The organism is Natronomonas sp. (genome assembly GCF_028274965.1).
Lineage (GTDB): Archaea > Halobacteriota > Halobacteria > Halobacteriales > Haloarculaceae > Natronomonas.
Window position 1 is genome coordinate 1 of the sequence record NZ_JAQCNO010000050.1, and the last position, 21,642, is coordinate 21,642.

At 69.5% G+C, this 21,642-nt stretch carries 17 protein-coding genes and 1 pseudogene; 8 read left to right on the forward strand and 10 right to left on the reverse strand.

Annotated elements, in window-relative coordinates; genetic code table 11:
* Positions 1-94 (reverse strand): annotated as a pseudogene (locus Q0916_RS07340) (IS6 family transposase); the annotation flags it as partial.
* Positions 95-237: 143 nt separating this feature from the next.
* On the opposite strand from Q0916_RS07340, the gene Q0916_RS07345 reads away from it, so the two are divergent.
* Together Q0916_RS07345 and dnaJ are read left to right on the forward strand one after the other, a co-directional pair.
* Entirely contained in the window at positions 238-945 is a 708-nt protein-coding gene (locus Q0916_RS07345; protein WP_299236199.1) for a CbiX/SirB N-terminal domain-containing protein, read from the forward strand.
* Between the two features lie 52 nt (positions 946-997).
* Complete coding sequence (dnaJ, locus tag Q0916_RS07350; RefSeq protein ID WP_299236202.1) at positions 998-2,158, forward strand: molecular chaperone DnaJ; 1,161 nt, start codon at positions 998-1,000, stop codon at positions 2,156-2,158.
* Between the two features lie 18 nt (positions 2,159-2,176).
* Here the strand turns inward: dnaJ and sppA are convergent, their stop codons facing one another.
* Together sppA and Q0916_RS07360 are read right to left on the reverse strand one after the other, a co-directional pair.
* Positions 2,177-3,184 carry a signal peptide peptidase SppA gene (gene sppA / locus Q0916_RS07355; protein ID WP_299236204.1) on the reverse strand — a complete coding sequence of 336 codons (1,008 nt, stop codon included), beginning with the start codon at positions 3,182-3,184 and terminating at the stop codon, positions 2,177-2,179.
* A 107-nt stretch (positions 3,185-3,291) separates the two neighbouring features.
* On the reverse strand, positions 3,292-3,474 hold the full coding sequence (locus tag Q0916_RS07360; RefSeq protein ID WP_299236205.1) for a hypothetical protein: 183 nt from the start codon (positions 3,472-3,474) through the stop codon (positions 3,292-3,294).
* A gap of 130 nt (positions 3,475-3,604) precedes the next feature.
* Here Q0916_RS07360 and Q0916_RS07365 point away from each other — a divergent pair, with 130 nt between their 5' ends.
* From Q0916_RS07365 to Q0916_RS07375, 3 genes are all read left to right on the forward strand, one after another.
* Positions 3,605-4,063 (forward strand): PUA domain-containing protein, encoded by a 459-nt coding sequence (locus tag Q0916_RS07365; protein ID WP_299236207.1) that lies wholly within the window; start codon positions 3,605-3,607, stop codon positions 4,061-4,063.
* A gap of 63 nt (positions 4,064-4,126) precedes the next feature.
* Positions 4,127-4,825 carry an AzlC family ABC transporter permease gene (locus tag Q0916_RS07370; RefSeq protein ID WP_299236208.1) on the forward strand — a complete coding sequence of 233 codons (699 nt, stop codon included), beginning with the start codon at positions 4,127-4,129 and terminating at the stop codon, positions 4,823-4,825.
* Positions 4,815-5,162 (forward strand): AzlD domain-containing protein, encoded by a 348-nt coding sequence (locus tag Q0916_RS07375; protein WP_299236209.1) that lies wholly within the window; start codon positions 4,815-4,817, stop codon positions 5,160-5,162. The genes Q0916_RS07370 and Q0916_RS07375 overlap by 11 nt, the downstream gene beginning before the upstream one ends.
* 6 nt (positions 5,163-5,168) lie before the next feature.
* Here Q0916_RS07375 and Q0916_RS07380 read toward each other — a convergent pair whose 3' ends face one another.
* The 6 genes from Q0916_RS07380 to Q0916_RS07405 form a co-directional block, all read right to left on the reverse strand.
* Positions 5,169-7,169 carry a helix-hairpin-helix domain-containing protein gene (locus tag Q0916_RS07380; RefSeq protein WP_299236211.1) on the reverse strand — a complete coding sequence of 667 codons (2,001 nt, stop codon included), beginning with the start codon at positions 7,167-7,169 and terminating at the stop codon, positions 5,169-5,171.
* A complete protein-coding gene (gene polC, locus Q0916_RS07385; RefSeq protein WP_299236212.1) occupies positions 7,166-12,274 on the reverse strand; it encodes a DNA polymerase II large subunit in 5,109 nt (1,702 codons plus the stop codon). Before polC ends, Q0916_RS07380 begins: the two co-directional genes overlap by 4 nt.
* Complete coding sequence (locus Q0916_RS07390; protein ID WP_299236214.1) at positions 12,275-12,697, reverse strand: PPC domain-containing DNA-binding protein; 423 nt, start codon at positions 12,695-12,697, stop codon at positions 12,275-12,277.
* A 38-nt stretch (positions 12,698-12,735) separates the two neighbouring features.
* Positions 12,736-12,900 (reverse strand): DUF7556 family protein, encoded by a 165-nt coding sequence (locus Q0916_RS07395; protein WP_299236216.1) that lies wholly within the window; start codon positions 12,898-12,900, stop codon positions 12,736-12,738.
* A 178-nt stretch (positions 12,901-13,078) separates the two neighbouring features.
* Complete coding sequence (locus tag Q0916_RS07400) at positions 13,079-14,767, reverse strand: DNA-directed DNA polymerase II small subunit (protein ID WP_299236218.1); 1,689 nt, start codon at positions 14,765-14,767, stop codon at positions 13,079-13,081.
* A 108-nt stretch (positions 14,768-14,875) separates the two neighbouring features.
* Positions 14,876-16,795, reverse strand: a complete 1,920-nt coding sequence (locus tag Q0916_RS07405) for a beta-CASP ribonuclease aCPSF1 (protein ID WP_299236220.1) — start codon at positions 16,793-16,795, stop codon at positions 14,876-14,878.
* 214 nt (positions 16,796-17,009) lie between these two features.
* On the opposite strand from Q0916_RS07405, the gene Q0916_RS07410 reads away from it, so the two are divergent.
* From Q0916_RS07410 to Q0916_RS07420, 3 genes are all read left to right on the forward strand, one after another.
* The gene (locus Q0916_RS07410; protein ID WP_299236223.1) at positions 17,010-17,492 is read left to right on the forward strand and encodes a hypothetical protein; all 483 of its coding nucleotides are present in this window, start codon (positions 17,010-17,012) and stop codon (positions 17,490-17,492) included.
* Between the two features lie 66 nt (positions 17,493-17,558).
* On the forward strand, positions 17,559-18,596 hold the full coding sequence (locus Q0916_RS07415) for a Brp/Blh family beta-carotene 15,15'-dioxygenase (RefSeq protein ID WP_299236224.1): 1,038 nt from the start codon (positions 17,559-17,561) through the stop codon (positions 18,594-18,596).
* Between the two features lie 41 nt (positions 18,597-18,637).
* Entirely contained in the window at positions 18,638-20,197 is a 1,560-nt protein-coding gene (locus Q0916_RS07420; protein WP_299236225.1) for a phytoene desaturase family protein, read from the forward strand.
* Here the strand turns inward: Q0916_RS07420 and Q0916_RS07425 are convergent, their stop codons facing one another.
* Entirely contained in the window at positions 20,198-21,634 is a 1,437-nt protein-coding gene (locus Q0916_RS07425) for a single-stranded-DNA-specific exonuclease RecJ (protein WP_299236226.1), read from the reverse strand.
* Between the last annotated feature and the right edge of the window lie 8 nt (positions 21,635-21,642).

The window sequence follows — 21,642 nt, forward strand, 5'->3', positions numbered from 1 at the left end:
CGAGCTTCATCAGCAATCGTGGTGTCGCTTCTCGTTCCACAAAACCTAACTCAATTTGGTCGATATTACCGCCGAGGCGTGTGTTTTCGGGCATGAACCACTCAGAAAACACACCGCCTCACTCTTCATCCTTATCTGAACACCGCCGCGGGTTCCGCCGCAATCTATTTATGTGATGGCGTCACAGGATCGTACAAGCGGAGTTGCGTTAGTTAAAATACACTTGATCTCAGACCCATGACAGACACACTCCTCCTCGTCGGTCGATCGCACGTCGACGATGTCGCCCGCGTCCACGCCGACCGTCTCCGAGAGCGCGGCGTCGCCGACCGCGTGTCGGTCGCGACGTACGACGACCCCGCTGGGCTCGATCCCGACACGGACGGAACCGCCTACGTCGTCCCGATAACGGCCGCCCCCGACAGGGACACGACGCGGGCGATCCCGGGCGCGATCCCGGACGCCCACCACTGCGAACCCGTCGGCACGAGCCCCGCCGTCGCCCGCGCCGTCGCCGACCGGGCCCGCGCGGCGCTGTCGCCGGCCCCGGACGTCTCGCTCGCGCTCGCCGCCTTCGGGGACGGCTCCGGCTCCGGATCGTGGCGGACCACCGAACAGCAGGCCGATCGGCTCCGTGAGGCCACCGAGTACGGCGGCGTCACGACCGCGTACCTGCTGCAGAACCCCGCCGTCGAGTGCCTCCGGTACAACCTCTCGGGTGAGTCCGCCGTCGTCGTTCCGTTCTTCATCGCGCCGTGTGAGGAGACCGAACGGGCGATCCCCGAGAAGCTCGAACTCGACCGCGGCGGCCTCACGTACGCCGATCCCCTCGGAACCCACGAGGCCGTCACCGACGCCATCGAGGCCGAACTCGCCAAGGCCCGCGCGATCGGCTCCGGCACCGCCGCCGTCAGCCCCGTCGCCACCGACGGCCGCGGCCGCTGACGGTCGCGACCCGTTCTTTTCAAGTGTCTCAACCGACTACGGTTGGTAAGGAATGAGCGAGGACTTCTACTCGGTGCTCGGCGTCTCGAGGGACGCGGACGACGACGAGATCAAACAGGCGTACCGAAAGATGGCCGCCGAGTACCACCCGGACGTCTCCGACGATCCGAACGCCGAAGAGAAGTTCAAGCGAGCCAAGAAGGCCAAGGAGGTGCTGTTGGACGACGAGAAGCGCCGGATGTACGACCAGATGGGCCACGAGCGGTTCAAAGAGGCCGAAAAGCGCGGCGCGACCGACACCGACGGCCGCCGCGGCGCGGGCGGGATGGGCGGCATGGGTGGAGGCGGTATGGGCGGTGGCGGCATGGGCGGGATGAACGACATCTTCGAGCAGTTCTTCGGCGGCGGCGGATCGCGCTCCGAGTCGGGTCCTCGGCAGGGCTCGGACCTGAAGACCCGCCTCCGGATCGACCTCGAGGACGCCTACCGCGGGGTCACGAAACAGCTGACGGTCACCCGTCCCGAGCGCTGTCCGGACTGCGGCGGGACCGGCCACCCGCCGGACGCCGACTCGCGGACCTGTTCGGTCTGCGACGGCCGCGGCCAGCAGACGACCGTCCGACAGACGCCGCTCGGGCGCGTCCAGCAGACCCAGACCTGCTCGCAGTGCGACGGCGAGGGGACGGTCCACTCCGAGACCTGCTCGACGTGTCGCGGCGACGGCCGGATGCGCAACGAGGCGACGCTTCAGGTCGACGTCCCCGAGGGGATCCGCGACGGCCAGACGCTCCGGATGGACGGCGAGGGCGCGCCCGGCGAGAACGGCGGCCCGAACGGCGATCTGCTCGTCGAGATCCGGATCGACGAGCACGCCGTCTTCGAGCGCGACGGTGACGACCTCCGGAAGCGACACCCGATCTCGTTCCCACAGGCGGTCTTCGGCGACACCGTCGAGGTCGGGACGCTCGACGGCGCGGTGGAGATGGACGTTCCCGCCGGGACCCAAAGCGGCGAGACCTTCCGGCTGCGCGGCAAGGGGATGCCCCGGCTCCAGCGCCGCGGCCACGGCGACCTCTACGTCGAGGCCCGCATCGTCACGCCTGAGAGCCTCAACGACGACCAACGCGAGGCCCTAGAGGCGTTCGCCGAGGCGGGCGGTGAGGACATCGACGTCGAACAGGGCTTCTTCGAGAAGCTCAAAAACAGCTTCTAAACCCCGCCCCTTCGGCGGTCAGAACCGGAACCGGAACCGGAACCGCGACGCGTCGCCGACGAACCGCCCTGCGATCCCGGCGCCGAACGCGTAGGCGACCCGCTCGGCCCCGCCCCGGATGCGCTCCGTGACGCCCGTTCGGGGCTCGAGTTCGGTCACGCTCGGCTCCCCATCGAGGAGCTCCGAGAGGCGGTCCTCGACGTCCTCTCTCGTTCCGATCCCGTCGACGAGCCCCATCTCCGCGGCCTCGCGTCCGAGAAAGACCCTCGCCTCGGTGTCCCGGATCGCTTCGGGGTCGGCGTTGCGCCCCTCGGCGACGGTCTCGACGAACTGGTCGTAGTAGTCGTCGACGATGCCCTGGAGGTAGGCCCGCTCGTCCTCCTCGAGGTCGCTGAACGGAACGCCCGCCTCCTTGTACTCGCCGGCGGTGAGCTGTTCGTACTCCACCCCGGCCCGTTCTAGGAGCTCCGCCGCCGTCACCCGCGAGCCGCGGACGCCGATCGAGCCGACCACGCTGCCCTCTCTGGCCCACAGCTCGTCGCACCCGCTTGCGATCCAGTAGCCGCCGCTGGCGCAGACGTCCGTCGCGTACGCGAGCGTCGGGCCGTCGAAGGCCTTCGCGGCCAGCCGGATGTCGTCGCTCGGAACGACGGCGCCGCCCGGGGTGTTCAACCGGAGCACGAGCGCCTCGGCGCTGTCGTCCTCGTCGGCCCGCTCGATCAACTCGACGACGTCGTCGGCTCCCGGCGCGCCCGGCGACGAGAGCGGGACGCCACCGCCGCCGCCGTCGCGCGTTATGGGCCCCTCGACGGCGACCTCGGCGGCGTTGTACCCCGGAACGACGCTTTCGGCGACGCTGCCTCCGAGCTTGAGCCCGACGCCGAGCGTCGCCACGACGAGCAACACGCCCAGAAGCTCCGCTATGTCCGAGGGAACCCGGACGAACGCGAGCCACCCGACGGCGGCCAACGCCGCGGCGACACCGAGCCCGATACCGAGACGACCGACGCGTTCGAGTCCGCTCATTACACAGACCGTGGGCCGGCGTCGTGTTAAACGGCGCGGCGCGCCCGCCAACCGGAGGACAAGAGGACGGAGACGGGGCCCCGCCGATCGTCGGCCGCCACCGCCGATCAGACGCCGGTCTCCTCGCCCGAGAGCCCGACGAGGAGCGTCCCGGCGGTGATGACGAGCGCCGCGAGCGCCGCCGTCCCGGCGGGCAGCGGCGATCCGATGAAACTCATGCCGAAGATCAGGACGCTGCCGAGGACCAACAGCGCCGCACCGACGACGAGTCTCCGCTTGTCGGTTGCCATGCCCCGAACTCGGTATGTCGATCAGATAAAGCCAGCGAAACGCCCGACCCCCGCCGTCGCCGCTGGGCCCGCCGAGCGGGCCGCTCGGGGAGCCGAAAGGCGTATTCCGCCGCGGCACCCGCTCGGAGGTATGGCAACCGACGTCGACGCGCTGGCGACGGTCGCGGACTACCAGTTCGGCGCGGGCGCCGGCGCCGCGCTCTTCGCCGGCGACGTGACGATCCACCGCACGGGCTCCGGACGGCCCCAACAGATCCACGCCGACGAGGGGCGTCTGGTCTCGTACGGCACCGACGGCCGCTTCACGCTCGGCGTCGCCGGCGGCCGCAGGCTCCGGGCCGCCCTCTCGCCGCCGGCCTCGCGGGTCGTCGTCGGCGACGAGAGCGAACCGTTCGTCAGGGAGGGCCGGAACGTCTTCGCCAAGTTCGTCCGCCGCGTCGATCCGGCCGTCCGCCCCGGCGACGAGGTCCTCGTCGAGCGCGACGACGGCGAGCTCATCGCGGTCGGACGCGCCGAGCTTTCGGCCGACGCGATGGCCGACTTCGAAACGGGCATGGCGGTCGCGGTCAGAAACGGCATCCCCGAGTGACGCGGCCGCCCCCGCCGGCGCGAAATGGCTACGCGTAAACCGCTGGCCGTCGAGACACCGCCTATGGACGTCAGCGCGGTCCGCCGTGGGATCCGAGACGTGGCACCGCTGCTTTTGGGCGTCGCGCCGTTCGGTCTCGTGGCCGGCGTCGCGGCGATCAACGCCGGTCTGACGCTCGAACAGGCGCTCGGCATGTCGGTCATCGTCTTCGCCGGGGCCTCCCAGCTGGCGGCGCTCGAACTCATCGGACGGGACGCACCGCTCTCGGTCGTCGTCGCGACGGCCGTCGTCATCAACCTCCGAATGCTGATGTACTCGGCGTCGATCGCCCCGTACTTCCGGTCGCTCCGGGCCCGGAGCCGATCGATCGCGGCGTACCTCCTGACAGATCAGGCCTACGCGCTCTCGGTGTCGGCCTACCGCTCCGAGGACGCGATCGATCGCCTCGCGTACTACCTGGGGGCCGCCGCTACGCTCTGGGTCGTCTGGCAGGTCGCAACGGTCGCGGGCGCGCTGCTTCAGGCCGGCGTCCCGGACGCGCTCGGCTTGGAGTTCGCCGTCCCGCTCGTCTTTCTGGCGCTGTTGGTGCCGGCGATGGAGGACGGCCCGACCGTCGTCGCCGGGCTCGTCGGCGGCGGGATCGCCGTCCTCGGCGCGGGGCTCCCGCTCAACTTCGGTCTGTTGGTCGGCGCGGCGGTCGGCATCGCCGCCGGCGTTGCCTCCGAGACGACGCTGCCCGTGGGGGCGAGCGATGCCCACTAGCTACGCCGACCCCCTCATCTGGGGCGTCATCGCGGCGATCGGGCTGTTGACGTATCTCATCCGGCTCTCGTTCATCGCGCTGTTCGGCTACGTCGACGAGATCCCCGACGGGCTCGAGCGCGTTCTCAGGTACGTCCCGCCCGCCGTCCTCGGGGCGTTGGTATTCCCGGCGTTCGTGACGATCGCCCCCGGCGCCGGGGGCCTCGAGGCCGACAGGCTCGTCGCCGGCGCGGCGGCGATCGGCGTCGCGTGGTGGCGACAGAGCGTCCTGGCGACGATGGCCGCCGGGATGGGGACGCTGTGGCTCGTCCGGTTCGTGGTGCTGCCCGCCGTCTGAGACCGCCTACCCCGCCTCGGGCGAATCGAACTTCTCCAGTAGCTCCGCGTAGAACCCGCTCGTCTCGCGTTCGGCGAGCTTCTCGACGATGAGCTCCGGCGTCGACCGCGCCAGGTGGTCCTTGACGGGCGAGCGGTTCACCCGGAGCTCCCCGTCCTTGAGGCCGACCGCCTCGATCCCGTCGACGTTCACGTCGACCGCCGCGGCCTCGCGGATCTCGCCGGCGAGATGCGAGACGAACACCGCCGTCGAGTCGCTTTCGGTCAGCGCCTCGAGGATGCCCGCGATGATCACGGCGCTCGCGCCGGGCTCCGTGATCGACTCCAACTCGTCGACCAACACCAGCCGCGTCCGGTCGCCCTCGACGAGCGAGCCGAACTCCCGCAGCGTCGACTCGAACGCCCCGGCGTCGAGCGTCCCTTGCGATTTCGCCTGGTAGTGCAGCGCCTCGAAGCGCTCGGTCCGGACGCGCTCGGCCGGCACGGGCAGCCCCATCTGGGCCAACACGACGACCGCGCCGACGAGATCCAGCGTCGACGTCTTCCCGCCGCTGTTGACCCCGGAGAGAAGCGACACGCCCTCGACGGCGTAATCGACCGCTTCGACGGCCTCGAAGGGAACGTCCAACAGCGGCGAGCGCCCGCCCTCGATCGAGACGCCCCGCCCCTCGATCGTCGGGAACGCACACTCGAAGTCCTCGGCGAACCGCGACACGGCGAGCTCGACGTCGATCTCTAGGGCGTCGCCGACGAGCTTCTCGGCCGGCTCGCGCATCGCGCCGAGCTCCTCGGCGAGCTCCCGTTTCAGCCGGGTGCCGCGGCGGTCGCGCTCGGCGGTGAGTTCCTCCCGGAGCCGCTCGACGACGCGCTCGTCGCGCTCGACCGGATAGGTCGGCTCCTCGGTGAACACCCGCCTCGCGAGCGACTCGTGGTCCGTCACCCCGAGCGTCTCGACGAGGTCGGTCCGCGCCGCCTCGATCGCGTCGGCGAACTCCGAGTCGAGTTCCCGCTCGAGCAGCGAGTCGACGCCGGCCCCGCGCTCGACGAGGGACAGCAGGTCCGTGCCCTCGATCGTCACGTCGCGCTCCTCGATCGCCGCCCGGAGGCGGTCGTTCGCGACCCCCTCGGCCATCGAGACCGCGGCCTCGAGGTCGTCCAGCGCCGCCTCCAAACCCTCCAGTCGGTCGTCCCCGGCGACGGTCCCGTCGGCGCCGAGGCGTTCGAGCGCCGCCTCCAGGGCCGCGAGGTCGCACCCGGCGTCCGCCCCCGCGGCGCGGTGGACGGCCGCGGCCGCCCGTATCCGATCGCGGTTCCGGGCGAAAAACGCGAGCGTCCGCTCGGGGACGACCGACGCCGGGCTCCGCAGGGCCTCGGGCCGCACCCGCACGTCGCCGTCGATCTCGACCCCGGAAAAGGCCTCGTCTAAGACGATGACCGTCGAGTACCCCCGCGCGAGGTCCGCGATCGCCCGCGCGTTGTCGACCAACTCGACGCTCATCTCCGGGACGGCCTCGGTCGCCGCCGAGAACGTCTCGGCGTCGTTCGTCGCCAGACAGCGGTCCCGGACCCGCACGTCCCGCGGGGGTTCGAGCGGTTCGACGCCCGAGAGCGCCTCGATGAGCTCCGGGGTCGGCTCCCGCTCGACGGCCGCCTCGGCCATCGCCCTGACCTCGGCGATCCGGTCGGCCGAGGCGCTCGGGTAGAACGTCCGGAGCCGCTTTCTGCCGTACTCCGTGACCGCCCGCTCCTCGAGCAACCCGAGGACCGACTCGTACAGTTCCCGCGCCCGGTCGGTCGCCAGAAACGACCCCTCGTCGCCGTGGCGGTGTCGGATCGCCGCCCGGACGATCCGCGCGGCCCGCCCGTCGCTGATCCCCGGTGCGCGCGCGATCGCCGAAACGTCCCCCGCCGCCAGCGCCGCCGCGGGGTCGTCGAGTTCGGCCAGCCGCGCCGCCGTCTTCTCGCCCACGCCGTCGATCGCCGTCAGGTCGTCGAACGCCCCGCTCACATGAAGTCCTCGATCCCGCTTTGCTTGTTGGTGTCGTCCTCGAAGACGGACTCGACCGCGCGCTGTAGTATCTCGAGTCGCTGTTTGGTGTACTCCCGGCAGCCGTACTCCGATGCGACCCGCATCGCGGTGTCGATGTACTTCTTGACCGACCCCTCGTGGACGGTGAGCGCGACCCGGCCGCCGCACTCCCGACAGTCGCCCGAAAGCGGCACCCGCCGGAACTTCTCGCCGCAGTCCAGACACCGCGTTTCCTGCCGCGAGAACGCCCGGAGGTTGCCGATGATGTCCGGCAGGAAGTGGTACTCGATGACCCGCTCGGCGACGTCGGTCTCGTCGACCGCCCGCAGTTTCCGGGCGAGTTCCAGTTGGGCGTTCATCTTCTCCATCATATCCCCGAGCGTCTTGTACGCCGACAGATCCGGGCCCGCCGCGATGTCGGCCGTGTCGTGGGTGTGATCGAACCCGCGGTACTCCCCGTCGGTGCCGAGGGTGTCCTCGCCGAGTCGTATCAGCCCTTCGACCTCGCCGGGGTCGGCCATCCGCCGCGTCGCCTCGTAGAACTCCCTTGGGTATGACCGGACGATGTCCATGTTGTGGGCCTCGTCGTCGATCTCGGAGGGGTCGATCCGGGAGGACATGACCAGGGGCGCGTCCATCCTCCCGCCCCGCTGGTCGGGGAGAAACGACTTCGAGAAGTTGATCAGCCCGTCCATGAGCAACATTACGCAGTCCTCGTCGCCGTCGCACTGACCGACGAACACGTCGTTGGCGACGAGCGTGTTGGTCCCTTCGACGGTCACACAGTAGGTGTGTTCGACAGCCGATTCGACGATCTCCACGTCGACGACTTCGTCCAGCCACACGTCGCCGCCGTCGCCGAAGAGACGCTGTGTTCGTGTTTCAACGCCTTCGACGGCGTCCGCGAGCGTCTCGGATTTCCGATCGAGGTCGAAACCCACGCGGTCCGCGAACCGGACCGCGTTCTGCGAAGTGATTTTCAGGACCCACGTTTCGAACGACCGGGGCTCGTCGTAACACTCCGCGATCGCACCGGTCTCCGGGGTACGCTCTTCGCTGTACACCTTCGTGGCGACGCCGAACCGCTTGAGCGCCGCGACGAGGTCCGACTTGAGTTCGTCGCTGACGGTGTGTGCGCGCACCTCGACGCGGTCGCTTGCGGTGCTACCGTCGCCCGAAACGTACGCTGCGAGGAACGAGCGCAACACGGGGTCCGGTGCCGAGAGGACACGACGCGGGATGCGTTTCGTCTCGGCTCGACTGCCCGCATCAAGGACGTCCGCGAACAGCGTCGTCACGAGACGGCTGGACACCGTGATCTTCCACTCGTTTTCCTCGAACGCGTCGACGTTTAGCGTCTCCGCGAACGTTTCGGTCAGTTCTGCCCGGGGTGTCTCCTCGGGCGTACAGATGGTCGTCTGATAGAACGAGCCGTCCTCTTTCCGCGTGAAACCTTCCGCAGCGTAGTACCCGAGCAGTGTGCCGACGGCCTCGTCGAGTTCGAAGTGACGGGGGATTTCAGCGGTGTCACGTCGGACACTCAGGGTAACGTCGTCGGGAACCCGATCGAGTACGGTTTCGCGGTCAAACAGTTCGAGGAACGCGTCCACGGGGACGCTGTCACGAGACACCCGGTTGTGCGCCGTCGAATCGCTCACTCCGAGACGTTCCGCGACGGGGTTCAGGTAGCTGTCCGCGTCGGTCGCGTCATCGAGCAGTTCCCTGAGACGGGCTTTGCCGAGGCCGCGAACCATGAGGTCCTCGTTCGGGATAGAACCGGCATCGAGGAACTCGGCGAGCAGGTCGACTGTCTCGGCCGATCCGTCGACAGAGACCTGTTTCGGCGCCGGTATCGCGTCGCCCTCGGTAAGCCTGTGTGCCGCGACGCGCTCGATACTGCCGTTTTCCCGGCGCCGCATCGAGTGGTCCGGCGTTACGGTCAGTTCGCGTCCGGCTCTTGTCTCGACCCGGATGAGATGGTCGGGAGAGGGGTGTTTCGAGACTGTCTCGACCCGCTGGCGCGTCCGCTCGCCCCCCTCGGTGAGTGACGGTACAAACACGTCGGTGTCGAGTTGCTGTACGAGCGCGCCGAAGTCGTCCTTGTCGGCGGTTTCCGGGTTAAGATGCCCTTTGACCAGCGTCTCGATCTCCTCGTAGTGCCAGCCGTCGTCTTCGTACCAGAGTTTGGTTTCGGGATGGAAGCAGTTCCGGCGCTTGGCGGCGTGGAAGTACGGGTGTGCGTACCCGACCGCCGCCGACGTGAACCCGATCACCCTGCCGACGACCGCCGCCGAGGTGTGCGGCGCCATCCCGAAGACCAACTCGCCGACGAGGTCCTCGCGGGTCTCGAGTTCGTAGTACCGCTCCATCCCGTAGTACTGCGCCAAGAGGTCGTCCACGAAGTCCGCGGTCCGCATCATGTGCTCGGCGGCCCCGTCGGACAGCACCACGTCCTGGACGCGCAACCCGACGAGTTGGTCCTCGTGGGTCAGCGCCTCGCCGTGGACGTCCGTCTCGTAGCCGAGGGCCCGCAGCCGGTCCGCGGAGACGTCGAGTTCGGCGGGTCGGACCGACGTGACCGGCAGGTCCGTCATGTCGTATCTGACGGTGCCGTCCTTGAACGACGACACGCCGTTTTTCGCCCGCAGGATCCCCTTCTCGATCGGCTCGGGGACCTTGTGCTCCGAGGAGAGCCCCTGTACGCCTTTCAGCACCTCGAAGGCGTTCTCGCGCTCGCCGACGGCCTCCAGCGCCGAGCGGTACTCCGCGTTGACGTCTATCGTCGTTCGCTGGACCGCGTCCGCCTCGGTCTCACAACGCGGACAGACCGCCCGCCCCGCGGCGTCGGGTTCGACGTCGATCTCGCAGCTGTGACAGACGTAGTGGGGCTCGGTCACGCCGTTGCAGTCCGGACACCGCGACCGGAACGTCGCCGTCCCGCAGGCGCGACAGCGCCGCCGCCCGACCTGGGCCTCGATCTCGCCCGGCGTGTCCCGCATCGTGTCGGCGTGCTTTGCGGCCTTCGCGATGTCGCGCTGTGCGCCGCCGGCCTCGCCGATCGGAAACAGCGTGTGGACCGCCGGCGAGAGGTCGCGCTTCTCGGATTTTTCGGGGCGGCCCATCCGACAGCCGATCCGGGTCGGGGCCCGCTCGCGGACCTCGAAGGGCGCGACCTCGTTGACGGCCTCGACGGCGTTCTCGCCGCCCTCGTACTCTCTCGCCGCCGCCGAGAGGCGCTCCCAGGTCAACTCGAGGTCGTCCGTGGCCCCGAGCGAACGGACGAACGGGCCCGCGTCCGGGACCGTGATCGTCTCCTCGCCCCGGCTGTGTTCGACCAACAGGACCTCGAGAGCCTCCCGCACCGGGTCGGCGTCCTCGACGACGAGCGTCCGCCCCGCCGTCGCCCCCGGCGCTTCGAGCGCCGACCCGTCGGACTCGACCCAGTCCCCGTCGGCCACCGCGTCGGCGAGCGCCTCGAAGCGGCCGACGTCGAGGTCGTGCCAGAGGTACGTGTACTCGGGGTGCAACGGCGCGTCGTACGCCTCGGCCCACTCTAAGGCCCGCTCGGCGCTCGGGTGTTCGAGGTCGACCCGCGGCGCGTCCGCGAGCGCCTGGACGTCCGCGCCGGCGGCCGCGAGGTCCTCGCGCCACCACTCGACGGTGTAGCTCGCCGGCGACAGCGGGTGGTTGTTCTCGACGAACTCGCCGTAGTTGACGAGGTACTCCCCGGCGTCGAGGATCGCCTCGACGCCGTTTCTGACCGCGCGCGCCTCCTCCGGGTCGTCGATCCGCCGGACGTCGCCGTTCGCGAGCCTGACGGTCGGCCCCTCGATGGTGTCCACGGGGACCACCCCGGCGGCCTTGCCGGGGCGCTCGGTCTTGATCTGCGTGCCCGCCGCGAGGAAGTCGTCGAGGAGGTGCATCGTCGCCGGGTGGACCCCGGCGGTCGCGAAGCCGTGGTTCCGCGCCCGGCCGTACCGGAGCCGAAACCCTCCCTCCTCGGAGGGGTGTCCGAACACCGGCCGCCCGGCGATGAGGTCCCTGAGGAACTTCGCCTCCGGCTCGGGGCGGGCGGGGCCGCTCGGCGCCCGCCCGCCCGTCGCGTCGCCGGGATCGGCCGTGAGCTCGGCCTCGGTCTCGGGACCGCCCGCGCCGTCCTCGGAGCGCGCGCCGCTCTCGGCGACTGCCCCCTCTGTGTCCCCGCCGCCGGCGTCCGGTTCGCTCGCCCCTTCTGACTGTTTGTACGTCCCGTCGATGAGATCCTCCAGCCACGGCCACTCGACCTCCTCGAGTCGGGACGTGTACCGCTGGATCTTCGGGGCCTTCTGTGCGATCCCCTCGCCCAACACGAGGCACATGCCGCCGCGGGCGTTGTTCGTGTCGACCCGTTCGAGGTCCCGGAACCCCGAGACCTCCTCGTCGCCCGTCGCCTCCCCGTCGAGCATGATCGGCATGTTCCGGGCGATGAACTTCGCCTCGGCGTCCTTCGGGGCGTACTGCAGCCCCGTCTCGTCGTCGTACAGCGACAGCTCCTCGGCGTAGCGCTCGATCTCGTCGTCCCGCGGGCCGTACTCCTCGATCCCGACGAGCGTTCGCGTGTAGTCGGCGACGAGGACCGACAGCGCCTGTGCGGTCCCGCCGGCCGAGCGGATCGGCCCGGCGTAGTAGATGTTGACGAACTCCGTCCCGTCGTCGTTTTCCAACACCTCGACGCGGTCGATCCCCTCGATGGGCGCGGCGACGACGCCCTCGGTCAACAGCGCAACGGCCGTCCGGACCGCGCCCTCGACTTTCCCTGCGGGCGTGTCGTACTCCCCGACGGTCCCGTCGGCGAAGTCGGCCGCCAACTCCAGGGCCGCCTCCTCGCGCGAGAGGTCGGGGTCGGCCTCCATCTCCCGGACCCGCTCGGCGACGCCGTCGATCCCGAGGATGTTCTCGACGCGGTCGGCCATGTCCTTCGCGATCGGGATCTCGACGTCGTCCGTCGGGTCCCCACCGCGCCGTCTCGCCTCCTCGGCCACCTCGAGGGCCTCCTCGAGGCCGGATTCCAAGCGCTCGAAGTACCGCTCGTCGTCGGGCCGCATCTACAGCGGCCAGAGATCGAGGTCCGTCACGTCGTCGTGTTCGCGTTCGAGCCGCGTGTCGAGCTCCCTGACGTAGAGCTCCCCCGCGAAGACGGTCGCCGAATCGAGGTGCCCGCCGACCATCGAGCCGTCCGGGCGCGAAAGCGTCGCGTGGGTGTGGGCAAAGCGGCCGTCGTCGAGGTGTGACACGTTCCCGAGCGCCGACGTCACCTCGAGGGGCTCGTCGAACTCGGCGGGGTAGTACTCCTGGTCGTCCTGGTCGTAGAACAGCACCGTCGCGTCCTGCACCGCGCCGAGCCCGAAAAAGAAGGCGGCGTCGATCCCCTCGCTCTCGGCGAAGTCCTCTATCTGCCCGCGCCAACCGCCCCCGTGATCGAGTCGGGCGACGTACTCGCGGTCGCCCTCGACACGTCGGTGATCCATACCCCCGACAACACCCCCCGGAAGCAAAAGCGATTCGGCTACCGCCAGTCGGTGACGACGACCGTCGCCTCGGTTGACATCGAGACGTACGCGTCCTCGCGACAGAGCTCGGCGATGATGAGCTGTTCGCCCTCATCGCCGTCGTCGACCGAGGCCATGACTTCGCAGTCGGCGGCGGTCGGGGTAGCCGGGTTCTGCGACATACATGCTAATTGTTGTCACTCGGTATATAACGGTAACGATGTGATGACGTGACATACCGCCGTCGGGCGCCGGCGTCTCCCGACGCGACGCGGCTCCTCCCGGCGCGACACCCGTCGCTCGCCGGCCCCGCTGACCGCATAAGAGCCCCGCCGCTCGCGGCGCCGATCGGAACGCGGCTCAGGAGAACTTCCGGACGGTCATCCCGAGCGTGTCCAACTCGAGGATCGGCGCGAACCCGGCGTCCGGATCGATGTTGACGCTGCGCTGGAACTCCGTTTGGGCCTGCCAACAGCCGGAGTTGACCGCCAGCACGTTCCGGTACTTCCCCCACCCGAGTTTGTGCACGTGCCCGGTGTGAAAGACGTCCGGCACCTCGTCCATGACGAGGTAGTCCTTCTGTTCGGGGGCCAGACGCGTGTGACCGCCGAACTGCGGGGCGACGTGGCGCTTTTTCAACAGCTGGTACATCGCCCTGTGGGGCTTCTCGTAGCTCGCTTTCCCCTCGGGGAGCTCCGCGATCACCTCGTCGATCGAGACGCCGTGGTACATGAGCACCGAGACGCCCTCGATCGTCACCATCGCCGGGTTCGAGACGATCCGCGCGTCGTGGGCGGTCATGATCCCACGCAGCTCCTCGTCGAAGCCCGGCTGTGGCTCGGCCAGCCGCACGGCGTCGTGGTTCCCCGGGATCATGACGATCTCGATGTCGCCGGGGACCTCCTTGAGGCGCTCGGAGAACGCGCGGTACTGATCGAAGATGTCGACGATCTCCAGTTCCTCGTCCTGGTCGGGGTAGACGCCGACGCCCTCGACCATGTCCCCGGCGATGAGGAGGTACTCGATCCGGGCGGCCTCCGGGGTGTGCAGCCAGGCGGCGAACTCCCGCCACGCCTCGGCCATGAACTCCTGGCTCCCGACGTGGACGTCGCTTATCAGCGCGGCCTGGACGTGCCTGTCGGCCGTCGAGGGCTCGTGCGTCCGGGGCACGTCCGGGAAGTACAACTCGTCGACGAACAGGATCCCGCCGTCGTCGGAGAGCGTCCCCTCGACGGCGATGACCTCGTCGTACAGCAACTCGTCGACGAGGTCGGCGATCGGCCTGTCTTTCATGACCAGACAGGGGAACACGCCCGTCGTGTCCTCGAGTTCGACGAGCCAGTGGCCCGAGGCCGTCGAGCGGATGTCCGAGATCATCCCGATCATGCCGGCGTCGCCGCCGCCGGGGCTCGACTGCATTGCCGCCGCGTTGCGGTGGGTGACGCGGCCCCGCAGCGTCCCCGCGAGGCGCTCGTAGCGGTCCCGGAACGTCGAGACGAAGTCGTCGTACTCGCCCGTTCCGGTCGAGTAGCCCGTCATGTCGTTGCCGACCTCGAGCGAGCGCAGCGACGGATCGACGGTCCGCGTCGCCTCCCCCTCGGACGGTTCTTCGGCCCCAGCCGTCGTCGCCGGAGCGCCCTCCTCGCGTGTCGGCTCCCGGCCCTCCTCCGTTACCCCCTTCGTTTCGACTGGAACTCCCTCGGAGTCGTGGTTCGGCTTCTCGGGGCGTTCTCCAGTCGAAACGAAGGGGTCGGGCCGGTCGGTCCCGTCCGGATCCGGAGCGGCGCCCTCGCCGGTATCGCCCGTCGGTTCCGCCGCCGTCCCGGCGTCCGCGATCGGGTTCCGGCCGTCTCGGGGGGCCTCGGTAAGCACCGCCCGAACGTCCGCCGCCGTGAGCTTCAGCGCCCCCTCGGCGGTCGCCTCGACGGCCACGGCGAGCGCCTCGGCGGTGTCCTCGGCCCTCGCCAGCAGCGTGATCGCCTCCCTGTCGGCGGCGTACCCGTGGGCCGCGAGCTCCCGGGCGATGCGGGCCGGCTCCTCCTGTGGCACGGTCGTATGTCGCTGTCGGTACTCAAAAGCGTAGCGACCCGGGGCCTCCGGCCGCCCCGGCTGCCCCCGTCGGTGCTCCGGCGGCGGCCGGGCTATCGCCCCGTCGGCTCATTTGAACCGGAACGTTTCGAGGTTCTTCGGCGCGAACGTCCGGATGTTGAAATCGTGGTACATCGCCGAGGAGAGGTCCTGCACGGAGGACTCGTCGCCGTGCACGCAGAGCACCTTCTCCGGGCGGGGGTTCATCGTCCGGACGAAGTTCATCAGCCCCTGCCGGTCGGCGTGCCCCGAGAACCCGTCGACGGTTTCGATGTCCATGTGCAACGCGAGCGTCCCGCGGTCGCTCGCCCGGTCGTTCATCGGGATCTCGTCCCAGCCGTTCTGGATCCGACGGCCCAGGGTCCCTTGGGCCTGGTAGCCGACGAACACGAGCGAGGAGTCGGACTCGCCCCCGACGTGGTTGAGCCACGACATGATCGGGCCGCCCTCGATCATCCCCGACGTGGAGAGGATGATACAGGGGCCGCCGTCGGCGATCTCCTGGCGCTCGTCCTCGCCGCCGTCGATGTGGTTGAACTGCTCGGCGAGAAAGGGGTTCTCGTCGTCGTGGAAGATCCGCTCTTGGAGGTCGTCCCGGAGGTACTCGGGGTAGGTCGTGTGGATCGCCGTCGCCTCCCAGATCATGCCGTCGAGGTGGACCGGGACCGTCGGGATCTCCCCTTTCCGCATCGCCTCCTCTAGGACGAGCATGATCTCCTGGGATCGCCCGACGGCGAAGGCGGGGATCAGTATCTTCCCGCCCTCCTGTGTCGTCTCGCGGACGATCTCCTCGAGGTTCCGCTCGGAGTCCTCCTGGTCGGTCTGGTAGTCGTTCCGACCGCCGTAGGTCGACTCCATGACGAGCGTCTCCACGCGCGGGAAGTCGTTGACCGCGCCGTTGAACAGCCGGGTGTCGTCGTAGTGGATGTCCCCGGAAAACGCGACGTTGTAGAGGCCGTCGCCGATGTGGAAGTGCGTGACCGCCGACCCGAGGATGTGCCCCGCGTTGTGGAAGGTGAGTTTGATGTCCGGCGCAACGTCGGTCACGTCGCCGTACTCCAGCGGGATGCAGTGTTTGATCGCCTCTCTGACCTGCTCGGACTCGTAGGGCGGCGTCCGGCCCTCCTTGGCCGCGACGTCGAGATAATCGAGCGTGAGCAGGCCCATCAGGTCCCGCGTCGGTTCGGTGCAGTAGATCGGCCCGTCGTAGCCGTACTTGAACAAAAGCGGGACGAGCGCCGAGTGATCGAGGTGGGCGTGCGTCAACACGACCGCGTCGAGGTTCGCCGCCCCGGCCCCGAGCGCCTCGGGGACCTGCAGGTACGGCACCTCCCCCTCCGCGCCGGGCTTGTCGCCGCAGTCGATGAGCACGCGGGTCTCGGGCGTGTTGAGAATGAACGCCGCCCGCCCGACCTCCCGGCAACAGCCGAGCGTGGTGATCCGCACCCACTCGTCGTCGGACATCTCCTCGCGGTGGATCTGCCTGCCGATGCGCTCGAGGATGTCCCGGCGATCGTCGCGCTCCTGTTTCAGGAAGTTCCGGACGTTCGAGACCGTCGAGGACTCGATCGGCGGCGTCCGGACGACCTCCGGCGTCCAGCCGACCTCCTGGGTGATCTCCCGGAGCGTCGAGCCGTGGCGGCCGATGACGACGCCGGGCTTTTCGGCCTCGATCACGACCTCCCCGGTGTCGGAGTGGAAGTCCAACCCCGTGACGCCCGCCTCCTCGGGGATCACCCCCCGGATCCGCTCTCGGGCCTCGCTCGGCCGCACGAGGACCTCGGGATCCGGCCGCACCGTGATCCGCTTTCGGAGCTTCGAGGCGAGCCGCCGGATCAGGTCCCCGTCGCTCGCGAACTTCTTCGGATCGCGGGTGTAGATGACCAACTCCGGGCCCTCGTAGGTCACGTCGGACACGGAGATGTCGTTGGGGACCTCGCTTACGATCGTTGCCTTGATATCATCGAGTTTCCGCTCTACTGCACTCATACGTTAGAAATCCTTGCTTCGGGCTCCGGTCGCTCCGCGTCCACGCCCCGGGTTCGACGGGACGTACAGGTTCGCCGACTGTATCGGTGACAACAGGTCATATGGACTCGGTCTGCGGTGGCCGCCGCCGCCGACGGCCGCGGGAGCTACCGGAAAACCCGCTCGTAACCGAGTCTAACCCACCACTGATATAAAACCCTTCGCAAAGTGGCGCATGGAGATCACGCCGACCGCCGTCGCCGAGGAGCACGACAGGCTGCGGGCCGACGAAGCGATCCCCGCGCTGATAAACGACGTCCGCGACCGACTCGGGCCGCTGTTCGGGACCGAGGTCAACCCGGTCACCGCGGCGGCCTACCGCGAGGCGGTGGACGCGGTGTTCGCCGACGGCGACCGCGCCGTGAACGTGACCGCTCTCTGTGCGCTCCTCCGGGACCTCGATTGTCAGGGGGACTACCCGGGGTTCGTCGTCGACGAGTTCCTCGGCCGGAAGCTCGCGGCGACGATCGCCGGCGGGGAGCCGTCCGCGCTCCTCGCGGAGGCGACGTTTCACTTCGCCGACGTCCACACCCACGGCGGGTCCGACGACCCGGCCGGCGCCGACGACCTCGAGGCCGCCCTCGCCGCCGGGTTCCAGACCCGACTCCCCGGGTGGGCCTGGACGGAGTCGCCGAGTCCCTTCGCTTCGACGCGCTGACGGGATGATAAACCCCCACGGAACCGTGGCCCACAACCGAGGCCGCCGAAGCCGGTACGACCGTGTATGGCGACCGTCGAGACGCGGATCGGGCGGCTCCGCACCGACCGGTGGCGATGGCTGCTGTCGGCCTCCCGGATCGCTCTGCTCGCCTCGATCGGGTGGTTCCTGCTCGCGCGGTGGGCGAACGTCTCGCTCGACGTGCGGACCCAGGCCGGGATCTATCTCTTCGGGATGGTCGTTTTGAACCTCCCGTACGGCGGCTACGAGCACATGTCGAACCTCCGGAGCCGCGGGCTCCCGTTCGGCGCCCGCTACATCGGGCTGTACCTGCTCGCGGCCGCGGCGTTCGTTGCGCTGTTTTTCGCCGCGCCGGTCGTCGGCCTCGCCGTCGCCATCGCCGTCGCCGTCATCAAGGGCGGCCACGGCGGCCTGCGGGTGCTCGACGCCCTCGTCGGCACCGACCACCTCCGGACCGGACCACAGCGCGCCCTCGCCGCGTTCGTCCGCGGCGGCACCGTGATGATCGTCCCGATGTACGCCTGGCCCGGCGACTTCGCGGCGTTCTCGACGTTCATGATCGACATCTTCCAGCCGGGGGCATTCGCGGCCGTTGCGCCGCACTTCCCGACGGTGCGCTCGCTTTGGGGGGGCGTCTTCGCCGTCGCCGTCGGGGCCCACGTTGCCCTCGGATTCGCCCGCCGCGAGGGGCTCTCGACGTGGCTCGTCGACGTCGGCGAAACGGCGCTTTTGATCGCGTACTTCGCCGTCGTTCCGGTCCTCGTCGCCGTCGGGCTGTACTTTCCGCTTTGGTACTCGCTGCGACAGAGTGCCCGCGCCGAGGCGATCAAGAACGAACACCCCGCCGACCCCGGATCGGCCCCCTCGCCGGGGGCGGTCGTCGCCGCGTTCGTCGGCGGGACGGTCGCCACGTTCGGCCTCGCCGCCCTGTTGGCGACGCTCGCCCCGAACCCGCTTTCGGGCGGGACGCCCCTCGTCAGCGGCGTCGCCTTCTTCAGCGTCTTCATCAGCATCGTCGCGCTCCCCCACGTCGTCGTGGGCGATTGGCTCGACGCCGACCGCGGCATCTGGTACACGCCCTGACGCGCCGGGAGACGCCGATCACAGACCACTCATTAGAACCAATGCTCGGATCGACAGACGCGGTACGACGGACGCACCGACGCGACGAACGACCCCTCGCCGACCGGACGGTAACGGTCGTCGGCGGCGGGTTCGGCGGCCTCTCGGCGGCCTGCTATCTCGCCGCCGACGGGGCCGACGTGACGCTTCTCGAACGGCACGAGGACCTCGGCGGCGTCGCCGGCCGGATCGAGACCGACGGCTTCCGGATCGACACCGGCCCGTCGTGGTACCTGATGGCCGACACCTTCGAGCGCTTCTTCGGCCACTTCGATCGCCGCCCCGAGGAGTACTACGAGCTCGAACGGCTCGATCCGCACTACCGGATCTTCTGGAAGGACGGCGACCGCCTCAATGTCCCCGACGACCCCGAGGCGGTCGCGGAGCTCTTCGAGTCCTACGAGTCCGGCGCCGCCGACGCCTTTCGGTCCTACCTCGAGGAGGCCGAGCGCGCCTACGAGGTCGGCGTCGAGGAGTTCGTCTACCGCGATCGCTCGCGGTTCCGGGACTGTCTCGACCCGCGTCTGGCGCGCGCCGCCCGCGGGGTGACGCTTCTGGACTCGATGCAGGACCACGTCGCCGACTACTTCGAGCACCCGAAGCTCCGACAGCTCGTCCAGTACACGCTCGTCTTTCTGGGCGGCGCGCCGCACAACACGCCCGCGATCTACACGCTCATGTCCCACGTCGACTACAATCTGGGCGTCTATCACCCCACCGGCGGGATCGCGAGCGTCGTCGACGGCGTCGCCGAACTGGCCGGCGAACTCGGCGTCGACGTCCAGACCGGCCGCGCGGTGACGGGGCTCGACCCGACGCCCTGGGGCGTGGACGTCCGAACGGAGCGCGGCACGCTGAACCCGAACGCCGCCGTCGCCAACGCCAACCCGGCACACGTCGATCGGGACCTCCTGCCCGAGGGCACCCGCGAGTACGGCGAGGGCTACTGGGAGGATCGGACGTACGCCCCCTCGGCGTTTCTCATGTACCTCGGCGTCGAGGGCGACGTCGAGCCGCTCGAGCACCACACCCTCGTGTTGCCGACCGACTGGGACGACCACTTCGAGACCATCTTCGAGGACCCCGGCTGGCCCGAGGACCCCGCGTACTACATCAACGTCCCCTCCCGGACCGACCCGACGATGGCCCCCGCCGGCCACGAGGCGGTCGTCGTGTTGGTCCCGATCGCGCCGGGGATAGCGGACGACGGCCCCGCCAGAGAGCGGTTCCGCCGGAAGGTCCTCGACGACGTCGCCGAACACACTGGCGTCGACCTCGCCGACCGGATCGTCCTCGAGCGGACGGCCTGTGTGTCCGAGTTCGGCGAGCGCTTCGGCGCGCCTCAAGGCACCGCCCTCGGGCTCGCGCACACGCTCTCACAGACCGGGCCGCTCCGCCCGTCGATCCGCTCGTCGGTCGCCGACTCGCTGTACTACACGGGCTCGTACACCTCCCCGGGGATCGGCGTCCCGATGTGTCTGGTGAGCGGCGAACACGCCGCCGCCGCCGTCGCGGACGACGAGACCCCCGGGACGCTCGGTCGCCTCTCGGAGCTGGTCTGATCAGCCGAGCTGCTCGGCGGCGAGCCGGTCGGCGTGCTCGATGAACGCCGCCCTCTTTCCGCTCGGGATCGTCGCGCCGGCGGCGATGTCGTGCCCGCCGCCGTCGCCCCCGACGGCGCGCGCGGCCTCGCCCATGACGACCGAGAGGTCCAACCCGTCGCCGACGAGCGGACCGGTCGCCCGGCTCGAGACCTTCGTCTCCTTGTCGTTCTTCTCGGCGAAGGCCACGATCGGGCGGTCCCTGGAGACGCCGTCGGTCCCCATCGACATCCCGGCGATGATACCCACGATCGTCTCTTTGATCTCGTCGCCGGCGTCGAACCACTGGAGGTGTTCCGTCTCGGTCACGCCGTTGTCCTCGACCCACTCGATCCCCTCCGAGAGGTTCCGGCGGTGGTTCCGGAGGAGCTCCACCGCCCGATCGAGCGCCGCCCCGCGGTCGCCGAGACAGACGGCCAAACCGACGTCGGCCCGCTCGTAGCGGGCGGTCGCGTTCAGAAGCGTCGAGAACTCGCTCGCGTCCCGAAGCTCCGTCCCGACCGCCTCCTCCGTGAGGACGTAACTCGTGCCCACGAGCCGGTCGATCTCGAACGCCGGAACGCCGCGGTTCACTGCGTGTCTGACGAGCGCGCTCGCGACCGTTCGCTTCTCGTCGTCGGTCAGATCGACCCAGCGCTTCCAGGCGCCCTCCGCCCGACACGACACCTCGAGGCCGTCCAGAAACGAGACGGCCCCGCGCTCGTCGTTCGTGATCCCGGGGATCCGGACGTCGGAGGCGTACTCGAGGAGCTTCGGCAGCGGTCGGGTCTGCTTGCCGTACACCGCGAGGTCCTTTTTTTCCTCTAAGACGCCGGCCTCGACGCCGTCGGCGACGATCGCGGCGTTCGCGCCGCGGAGCTTCCCGTCGGACGCCTGCATGTCGCCGACCGCGCCGACGACCGCGAGGGCGGCCAGATCCCGGTTGTCGCGCCGCTTACCGCCCGGCGACTCGGCGGCGAGTTCGCGGGCGAGGAGGTAACTCGCGCCCGCGCCGGACAGCGACGAGGCCCCGTCGATCCCCTCCAACAGCGGGTTGAGGTGGTACTCGGTCTCGGCGTCGGCCGGCTGGTGGTGGTCGGCGATGACGGGGACGAAATCGCCCGCGCGCTCGCGTTCGGCGATGGCCTCGAGCTGGCCGCTGCCGAAGTCGGTGAACAGCACCGTCCCGTACCCCCGCTCGGCGATCGCGGCGATCGACGCCTCGTCGAGCTGTTTTTCGAACGCCGCCTCGAAGGCGATCCCGGCCCGCTCGAGCGCGCTCGCGGCGATCCCGGCGCTCGTCAGCCCGTCGGCGTCGATGTGAGACACGAGCAACACCCGCTCGGCCTCGAGCAGCCGCTCGGCACAGGCGGTCGCGCGGGACCGCAACTCCGGGACGGGGGCGTCCTGAGTGGCCATCGTACGAA

Excerpts from the sequence above, each read along its gene's own strand:
- Q0916_RS07365 (WP_299236207.1), top strand. The coding sequence starts at position 3,605 with ATGGCAACCGACGTCGACGCGCTGGCGACGGTCGCGGACTACCAGTTC.
- Q0916_RS07425 (WP_299236226.1), bottom strand. The coding sequence starts at position 21,634 with ATGGCCACTCAGGACGCCCCCGTCCCGGAGTTGCGGTCCCGCGCGACC.
- Q0916_RS07420 (WP_299236225.1), top strand. The coding sequence starts at position 18,638 with ATGCTCGGATCGACAGACGCGGTACGACGGACGCACCGACGCGACGAA.
- Q0916_RS07410 (WP_299236223.1), top strand. The coding sequence starts at position 17,010 with ATGGAGATCACGCCGACCGCCGTCGCCGAGGAGCACGACAGGCTGCGG.
- dnaJ (WP_299236202.1), top strand. The coding sequence starts at position 998 with ATGAGCGAGGACTTCTACTCGGTGCTCGGCGTCTCGAGGGACGCGGAC.
- Q0916_RS07375 (WP_299236209.1), top strand. The coding sequence starts at position 4,815 with ATGCCCACTAGCTACGCCGACCCCCTCATCTGGGGCGTCATCGCGGCG.
- Q0916_RS07390 (WP_299236214.1), bottom strand. The coding sequence starts at position 12,697 with ATGGATCACCGACGTGTCGAGGGCGACCGCGAGTACGTCGCCCGACTC.
- polC (WP_299236212.1), bottom strand. The coding sequence starts at position 12,274 with ATGCGGCCCGACGACGAGCGGTACTTCGAGCGCTTGGAATCCGGCCTC.
- Q0916_RS07405 (WP_299236220.1), bottom strand. The coding sequence starts at position 16,795 with ATGAGTGCAGTAGAGCGGAAACTCGATGATATCAAGGCAACGATCGTA.
- sppA (WP_299236204.1), bottom strand. The coding sequence starts at position 3,184 with ATGAGCGGACTCGAACGCGTCGGTCGTCTCGGTATCGGGCTCGGTGTC.
- Q0916_RS07370 (WP_299236208.1), top strand. The coding sequence starts at position 4,127 with ATGGACGTCAGCGCGGTCCGCCGTGGGATCCGAGACGTGGCACCGCTG.
- Q0916_RS07360 (WP_299236205.1), bottom strand. The coding sequence starts at position 3,474 with ATGGCAACCGACAAGCGGAGACTCGTCGTCGGTGCGGCGCTGTTGGTC.
- Q0916_RS07415 (WP_299236224.1), top strand. The coding sequence starts at position 17,559 with ATGGCGACCGTCGAGACGCGGATCGGGCGGCTCCGCACCGACCGGTGG.
- Q0916_RS07345 (WP_299236199.1), top strand. The coding sequence starts at position 238 with ATGACAGACACACTCCTCCTCGTCGGTCGATCGCACGTCGACGATGTC.
- Q0916_RS07395 (WP_299236216.1), bottom strand. The coding sequence starts at position 12,900 with ATGTCGCAGAACCCGGCTACCCCGACCGCCGCCGACTGCGAAGTCATG.